The following is a 1,385-nucleotide window of genomic DNA, read 5'->3' on the forward strand; positions in this document are numbered from 1 at the left end:
TATCCGCATCTGGCCGCCGGCGCGACGCTGCAGCGCTATGCCGGAGCGGCTGGCATGCCCGCCACCAAGCCGCTGCGTCTGGCGGCGCCGGCGCAGAAGCCCAAGCCGGTGGCGAAGCGGGGGAAGGGGTGCCGCCGTTAGGCTGGCAGATGATGCTCACGCCACGCCCGCCCCGGCCTATTCATCGCTGAAGAAATCCTCATCCAGCCGCTTGAACTCGATGACGCGGCTGATCCGCACCCCCACGGAATGCTCGACCATCAGCGCTGCCAGTTGCTGGCCGTCGATCAGGACGACGCGCTGCGGGATGCGGCCGGCATATTCGGCCGCCTGGGCCGAGAAGCCCGACGTAGTGACAAAGACCCCCTTGGAGGCGCCCAGCCCCACCAGGCTGCCCGTGAAGGCCTGGACTTCGGGCCGGCCCACCGTGTTGCCGGGCGCATAGCGCTTGGCCTGGATATAGACGCGGTCCAGGCCCAGCACGTCCTCGTTGATCACCCCATCCACGCCGCCATCGCCTGACCGCCCGAGACGCTCGGCAGCGTTGCGGCGGGAGCCGCCATAGCCCATGGCCACCAGCAACTCGACGATCACCTGCTCGAAGAAGTCGGGCCCGTTCTGGAGGATGCGCTCCAGGAGTTCCGCGCGCAGGGAGGCATGCAGGATGCGGTAGGCGCCATCGATGGCGTCTTCCGGCGTGGCCGCGGCCTCGGCTGGCGCCACCGGGATGGAGGCCGTGGCGAGCGGGGAGGGGGCCTCATCAGCCGCATCGTCACCGCGGTGAAAGGCGCGGAAGGCCGGGATGCTCAGCAGGAAGGCGTTATCCAGGCGCGGCGGTGGTGCGGCCAGCAATGCCCGCCCGGCCTCGGTTGCGGCAAAGCGGCCGCGGCGCGGGCTTTCCAGCAGGCCGGCCTTGCTGAGGTAGAATTTGGCCCAGTGCAGCCGGTTATGCAGCAGGCGCTGGCGGCCGCTGGGCATGAGTTGTTCCTGCTCCTCCGCCGAGAGGCCAAACCGCATGGCGATGGCCTGGGCCGCGGCGGGGATGCTGGTTTCTCCCTGGGCGGCCAGTTCCAGCACGGGGGTCATCAGCGTCTGGTAGTCAGGGATGCTCATGCCAACAGCCTTATCGATGGACGGAAGCGCCGGCCCTGGCGCGCGATTCGGGCCGGTATGATTGCCGCGCCATCCTGGGCGGGGGAGGGGTGCGTGGCAAAATTCTACCCGGGGAGCGAACTGCCGTTGTGTTCTCCTCCAGTGCGCCGGCTACGCCCTGCTCGATCGCCTGCTAGCCCGCCTGCTGAGCCGTAAGACTAAGGCCTGTTAGAGCTTGATCCAGTCTGCGGTGGCTGCGAGGCAGAGGATGCCGAGGAATGATCGGGCGGTCT

1 protein-coding gene is annotated in these 1,385 nt (G+C 68.5%); it reads right to left on the minus strand.

What is annotated here, in order from left to right:
• Nucleotides 1–177 precede the first annotated feature (177 nt).
• Nucleotides 178–1,113 carry a restriction endonuclease gene (locus NON00_RS24520; protein WP_256025423.1) on the minus strand — a complete coding sequence of 312 codons (936 nt, stop codon included), beginning with the start codon at nucleotides 1,111–1,113 and terminating at the stop codon, nucleotides 178–180.
• Nucleotides 1,114–1,385 lie beyond the last annotated feature (272 nt).

Origin of the sequence: Roseomonas sp. GC11, from assembly GCF_024437745.1 — a bacterium.
In the GTDB taxonomy this organism is placed as follows: Bacteria; Pseudomonadota; Alphaproteobacteria; order Acetobacterales; family Acetobacteraceae; genus Pseudoroseomonas.

What these genes read in the sequence shown, in the direction of transcription:
- NON00_RS24520 (WP_256025423.1), bottom strand. Translation starts at nt 1,113, where the DNA reads ATGAGCATCCCTGACTACCAGACGCTGATGACCCCCGTGCTGGAACTG.